The sequence below is a fragment of the Ensifer sp. genome, from assembly GCF_035999135.1.
In the GTDB taxonomy this organism is placed as follows: Bacteria; Pseudomonadota; Alphaproteobacteria; order Rhizobiales; family Rhizobiaceae; genus Ensifer.
In genome coordinates this window covers 23,248-29,263 of the sequence record NZ_DASYGZ010000123.1, presented here as the reverse complement: position 1 = coordinate 29,263, position 6,016 = coordinate 23,248, and the positions used below count along the sequence as shown (strand labels likewise).

Annotated in this window: 5 protein-coding genes; 3 read left to right on the top strand and 2 right to left on the bottom strand. The window is 59.3% G+C overall.

The window, feature by feature from the left end; genetic code table 11:
* The 3 genes from VGO12_RS14695 to VGO12_RS14685 form a co-directional block, all read left to right on the top strand.
* Positions 1-211, top strand: a 211-nt coding sequence (locus VGO12_RS14695) for an aldehyde dehydrogenase family protein (RefSeq protein ID WP_327511708.1), incomplete at its 5' end; no start/stop codon positions are given.
* Positions 212-419: 208 nt separating this feature from the next.
* Entirely contained in the window at positions 420-2,996 is a 2,577-nt protein-coding gene (gene acnA / locus VGO12_RS14690) for an aconitate hydratase AcnA (protein ID WP_327513487.1), read from the top strand.
* Positions 2,997-3,317: 321 nt separating this feature from the next.
* Positions 3,318-4,835, top strand: coding sequence for a PAS domain-containing sensor histidine kinase (locus VGO12_RS14685; protein ID WP_327513486.1), 1,518 nt, complete (start codon positions 3,318-3,320; stop codon positions 4,833-4,835).
* Here VGO12_RS14685 and VGO12_RS14680 read toward each other — a convergent pair.
* Both VGO12_RS14680 and VGO12_RS14675 read right to left on the bottom strand, forming a co-directional pair.
* On the bottom strand, positions 4,832-5,326 hold the full coding sequence (locus tag VGO12_RS14680) for a response regulator transcription factor (protein WP_327513485.1): 495 nt from the start codon (positions 5,324-5,326) through the stop codon (positions 4,832-4,834). The genes VGO12_RS14685 and VGO12_RS14680 overlap by 4 nt on opposite strands.
* Positions 5,320-6,015, bottom strand: coding sequence for an HD domain-containing protein (locus tag VGO12_RS14675; RefSeq protein ID WP_327513484.1), 696 nt, complete (start codon positions 6,013-6,015; stop codon positions 5,320-5,322). Before VGO12_RS14675 ends, VGO12_RS14680 begins: the two co-directional genes overlap by 7 nt.
* Position 6,016: the final 1 nt, after the last annotated feature.

Here is a 6,016-nt window from a genome sequence, read left to right as displayed (position 1 = left end):
TGCAGCCTATGCCTTCACCGGATCGGAAAGAAGCGCGCACCGCCTTTCAAGCGAAGTCGAAAGCGGCATGATCTCGATCAACCACCTGGGCCTGGCGCTGCCGGAGGTGCCCTTCGGCGGCATCAAGGATTCCGGCTACGGAACCGAAGGTGGTTCGGAGGCGATCGAGGCCTATCTCGAAACGCGCTTCGTCACGCGCAAGAGCATCTGAGCCGATGGAGTGAAGGCGTCCACCCTCGGCGAGTGCCGCGCGCCCTGGGCGCTATCCAACTTCTTCTCATCGAGTGACAAGCACTTCTTGCAGACGACCAGTCAGGTCGATCTAGCCAATCAGATTGTGAGGATGAGGGGCAAGACACTATGAACGGAACTCGAGGCGGAAGAATATCTTCATCAGCATCCAATTTTGAGGATACCCCATGACGGAGTTGAGCATCCGGACCAGTTTCGGCCGAGTGAAGGCGGTTGACCTCCACGAGGCCTTCGGGCCAAGCCTCGCGCAACTCCCTTGGCTGATGCGGATCTTCCTGGAGAATGTCATTCGAAGCGGTTCCTTGGAGACGGCCGCTGTCAAAGACGCATTCACCGATTGGCTGAAGGACGGCCATAGCGAGGTCGAAATACCGTTCCACCCCGGCCGCGTGCTGATGCACGACACGACCTGCGTTCCCGCCTTGGTCGACATTGCCGCCATGCGCGATGCCGTCGCCGAAGCCGGCGGCGACCCATCCCTGCTCTCACCGGTTCTCCCGGTCGACGTCTCGGTCGACCACAGCGTGGCGGTCGATTGGTACGGCAGACCCGACGCGCGCGAATACAACATGGAACGGGAACTCGAGCGCAACGCGGAGCGGTACCGGCTGATGAAATGGGCGACCGGTGCCCTGCCCGGCGTGCGGGTCCATCCTCCCGGAACGGGCATCATGCACACCGTGAACCTGGAGCAACTCGCAACCGTGATTGCGGTCGAAGACCGAAACGGCGCACGTTGGGCGAGACCCGACACCTTGATCGGAACCGACAGCCACACGCCGATGATCAATGGCATCGGGGTTCTCGCCTGGGGCGTCGGCGGGCTTGAAGCCGAAAGCGTCTTTTTTGGCATGCCGGTCATGTTGCGGCTGCCGGATGTCGTCGGCGTGAGGCTGAGAGGCGCGCTCAAGCCTGGTGTCCTGTCGACCGATCTCGCCCTGGAGATCACCCATCTTCTGCGACGGCACAAGGTATCCGGGGAGTTCGTCGAGTTTTTCGGAGACGGTGTGTCGGGGCTGTCGTGCGGCGATCGCGCCGTCGTCGCCAACATGGCACCGGAATATGGCGCCTCAAGCGGATACTTCCCGATCGATGAGCAGACCATTCGTTACCTTCGCGAGACGGGACGGACCGAAGACCAGTGCGAACTCGTCGAAGCGCTGGCAAAGGCGCAGGGTCTCTGGTTTGATCCTGACGCACATCCGCGTTACACGCGGGTCGTGGAGCTTGATCTCTCCGAACTTGTGCCGATCGTTGCCGGGCCTCGGCGCCCACAAGATCGGCATCCCATCCACGAAGCCCGAGCCGCGCTCAAAGAAGCGTGCGGTCGTCCCCTCACAGGCATGAGCGACGGCATTCCCGATGCGGCCGTGGCCATCGCGGCGATTACAAGCTGCACCAACACCTCTGACCCAAAGCTGCTGATCGCCGCCGGACTGTTCGCTCGGAAAGCCCACCGGTACGGGCTGAAGCCCCCGCGCTGGGTCAAGACCTCGCTTGCACCGGGGTCGCCGGCAGCCGAGCGCCTTCTGCGGCGCGCCGGCCTACTCGCGGATCTGGAAGCCATCGGATTTGGCATCGTCGGATATGGCTGTACGACATGTATTGGCAATTCCGGCCCGTTACATCCCGACATGGATCAGGCGTTGAAAGAGGGCACCGTTGCTGCGGCCGTCCTTTCCGGCAATCGCAATTTTCCAGGTCGCGTCCATCCGGCACTTCAATTCGGCTTCCTGGCCTCCCCTCCACTGGTCATCGCATTCGCGCTTTGCGGCTACATCCCTGAAGATATTTCCCGACACCCGCTTGGAATGGCGCCGAACGGCTGGCCTGTGTTCCTCAAGGACCTGTGGCCGACGGAGGAGGAAATCTCCGCAACATGGCGAGCAGCCGCCAATCCGGCGGATTTCGCCGAAGCCTTTGCCGACGCCGAGCGCAGCGAAGCCTGGAAAGCCTTGGCCGCGCCTGAAACAGTCCGCTTTCCTTGGGATGAGCGATCGACTTATGTCCGCCGCCCCCCCTTCGCCGCGCAGAAGATGCCGAGCCGTCTCGGGACGTACCGAGCCTCGCCTCTGATTGTGCTTGGCGACGATATGACGACCGACCACATATCGCCCGCAGGCCAGATTGACCCAACCGGTTATGCCGGTCAGCACCTGGTCGAGGCAGGCGCCCCATGCAACGACCTCAATGTATACGCCGCACGGCGCGGCAACTGGCGGGCGATGGTCAGGGGATTGTTTGACAATCGCACCGCCGCGAACCTGCTTCTCGGGCAAACACCGGCCTCAACGACAATCCATGGCACGAGCGGGGACATTGGCCCTCTTTGGGAAATCGCCCAGAGATATCAGAAGGAGAATCGAGCCGTTGTCATTGTCGCCGGTGAACGGTACGGCGCCGGTTCCTCCCGAGATTGGGCGGCGAAGGGCGTTGGACTCTTGGGTGTGCGCGCAATCCTTGCGAACAGTTTCGAGCGAATTCACAGATCCAACTTGATCAATATGGGCGTGTTACCGGTCCTTCTCCCCGAGGGAGTGCATCCACGATCGTTAAATTTGACGGCCAAGGACACGTTCAAGATAGAAGCGAGCAGCTTGTTCCCGCGATGCTCGACGTCCGTCATCATCGAACGCGCGACAAGTTCACAGAGCCTGACGTGCAGGGCGGCTATAGAAACCGAACAAGAGCTCCAGGTACTTGAGGCCGGAGGGATGATCCCTCTTATCCTTGAGCGGGTCTAGCCAAGCGCCCTATCTAAAACGCAAATCTTCGCCTCTGAACCCCCAAGAATTCAGTCATAAGGCTGGCCCGGAGACGGCAGGTTTGCGCCCGATGCCGGCCTTAGAGACCGAATTAGCCTCCGCCCGAAAGCACGCCGCAGCAACAGGGCTGCACGGCGTGACTGAGCCAGGAGCAGACACCAGGCGAGTGGTCACTGTTCGTGTCCCTCTCCTCGCGATTGATGACCCGCGCCCATCGGGTATAGTGGATCGTTCCGATCAACACGCTGCTGTGCGAGCGCCGTCTGCCGGGCGGCTACTGTTCCTAAATTGGGGGACGGAATGTCCAACAATGAAGCGCTGACGAACGAGAATGGCCCCTCCCGAGAGGTGCGGGATGCCGGGGAGCTTGATCTGCTGGCGACCATTCCCGGCCATGTGTGGTCGACGGACCCGTCCGGTCGTTTCACCTATCGCAATCGCAGCATGGAAGCCTTTTTTGGAGCTGGCCTCCCAAGAGATCTAGTGGACTGGCTGGAACGTGTGCACAAGGACGACCAGCGCCCTGTTGCCGAAACTTGGCAGACAAGTATTGACACTGGCCAACCACTCGAGACCGCGCACCGCCTTTGCGGCATAGATGACGAATACCGTTGGTTTCGCGTGTCCGGACGACCACTAAGGGACGTCTCTGGGCATATCATCGCCTGGCACGGCCAAACGATCGACATCGAGGAGGAAAAACAGGACGCGGTGGATTTGCGAGCCCGCTCAATTGAGTTGTCTCTCTTGGTCGACATAGTTCCGAGCCACGTTTGGCTGCTGGCACCCGAGGGCACGACGACGATGATCAACAAGCACATGGCAGACTTCCTGGGCCTCGACCTGTCCAATGCCGGAGATGTTGAAGCCGTGATGGACACGGTTTTTCATGCCGATGACGCCGAGCCTGTTCGCAGCGCACTCGGCCGTTGCCTGGCCACAGGTGACAGTTTTTCAATGAGCTACAGACTTCTGCGGGCAGATGGCACGTTTCGTTGGATGTTGGGACGAGTGGAACCAATACGGGACAAGGACGGAAACATCGTACAGTGGTTCGGCCTCTGCCAAGACATAGAGGACCACGTCCAAGCGGCAGCAGCCTTGCGCCGTTCTGCTGAACAGCTTGCGCACGCCGCTCGAACAGCAAACCTGTCCCAGCTCGCGGCTTCTATCGCTCACGAGATCAACCAACCGCTTACCGCGGTAGTCACGGGTTCCGATGTGTGCGCGCGGTGGCTTTCGGCCGATCCTCCAAACATCGAACGTGGCAAGCAGGCAGCCGAACGGGTAGCGCAAGATGCGCTCGCCGCTTTAAATATAGTCGGCCGCATTCGCGCGTTGTTCAGGAACCAACCGCAAACGCGGACGATGGAAGACGTAAACCGCCTGGTGCACGAGGTCGTGGATCTCATGTCAGACGAAATCTTAGCAAACACGACCCGGCTCGATTTGAAACTGGAAATTCACCTTCCCGCGGTTCCGCTGGATCGAATACAGGTCCAGCAGGTTCTCGTAAACCTTATCCGGAATGGGATCCAAGCAATGGACAGCACCGGCCCATTGCGTACCTTAAAGATCAGATCCAGCAGCGATCCAGGCAATTCAATCTGTATTGCCGTAGAGGATGCAGGAACTGGCTTTGCACATCCCGATCTTGTGTTCGAACCCTTCTTCACCACGAAGAGCAACGGCATGGGGATGGGACTTCCGATTTGTCATTCAATCGTCGAAGCCCATGGAGGACGTCTCTGGGTGGAGAACAACCCGGGTGGTGGAGCCACGGTCGCCTTCACGCTGCCAGCCCCGGGGAACCGCTAGCTAGCCGCAGTTTTTCTTGTCGCGCGCGCCGCGTGGGAAGGGGTGGCCAGCGTTCGAACCTGATCATGCCACCCATCTGCCTGGCGACGCTCGTCGTCCAATTGCATTGCACGGTCAACTGCGTCGAGCAGATCCTGAATTGCAAACGGCTTCGTGATGAAATCGATGGCGCCTGCCTTGAGCGCCGCCACACTGGACGGGACATCTACGCTCCCTGAAATGAAGATCACGGGCATTTTATTGCCAAGAGAAGCCAATCGGCGTTGCACATCGAGACCAGACTCACCAGGCATTTGAAGATCCACTAAGACGCAACCGGCACAATCTGCATCAACGGTTTCAAAGAACTCCGTTCCGCTCGCAAAGGCCGCCGCCCTTATTTTAGTCACTGTAAAAAGCTCAAGAAGGGCATCCCGCACGCTCGCTGCGTCATCGATTACGTAGACCGTCGGTTCGATGCCGGGTTTCATAGCGGTGTTCGATTTCAACATGTCTGCCTCCGCTCCAAGCCCGATGGATGTACCCCCGATGCGATCTTACTGTCGCTGCAACGCGTGAGGATTCCCATTTCGACGGCAGAATTCACGAGCCTTGAAACGAGGTGGCCCAACGCCCCTGAAGCGGCCGCAACGGGTTGCATCCGGCGCTCCACATCGAACGATGTGATACTGGCTGACTGCCAGTTTTCACCGCCTGTAAAGTAGCTGTGCAGCATTGGCTGCAAGCGATCGACGGCATTGGCAAACAGGGATTCAGGCGAGGTCTTCGCCTCGAATTCATCCCAGAGCGACCGAAACTCCACCGCCTGATCTTGGGGCAACAACTCGAAGATTCGTTTGGCAGCTCTGGTTTCCCGTTCGATCTGACTTGTTCCACCAACCTTGTCGAAGGCAAAGGTATCGCCGGCGTCAATCTCTACTATATCGTGGATGAGCAGCATCTTGATAACGCGCGGCAGATCGATGGTCCGGTCGGAATGCTCGGAAAGCACCATTGCCATCAGCGCCACTTGCCACGTGTGTTCAGCGTCGTTCTCAACGCGCGAGCGATCCAGCAAGGGAGTTCTGCGCAAGACAGTCTTGAGCTTTTCGACTTCAAGAATGAAGGCTAGCTGCTCCGCCAAGCGACGATCGCCTGCAAACTCCTCGATAGATCCTGCTGCCATCATTTGACTGGCCACG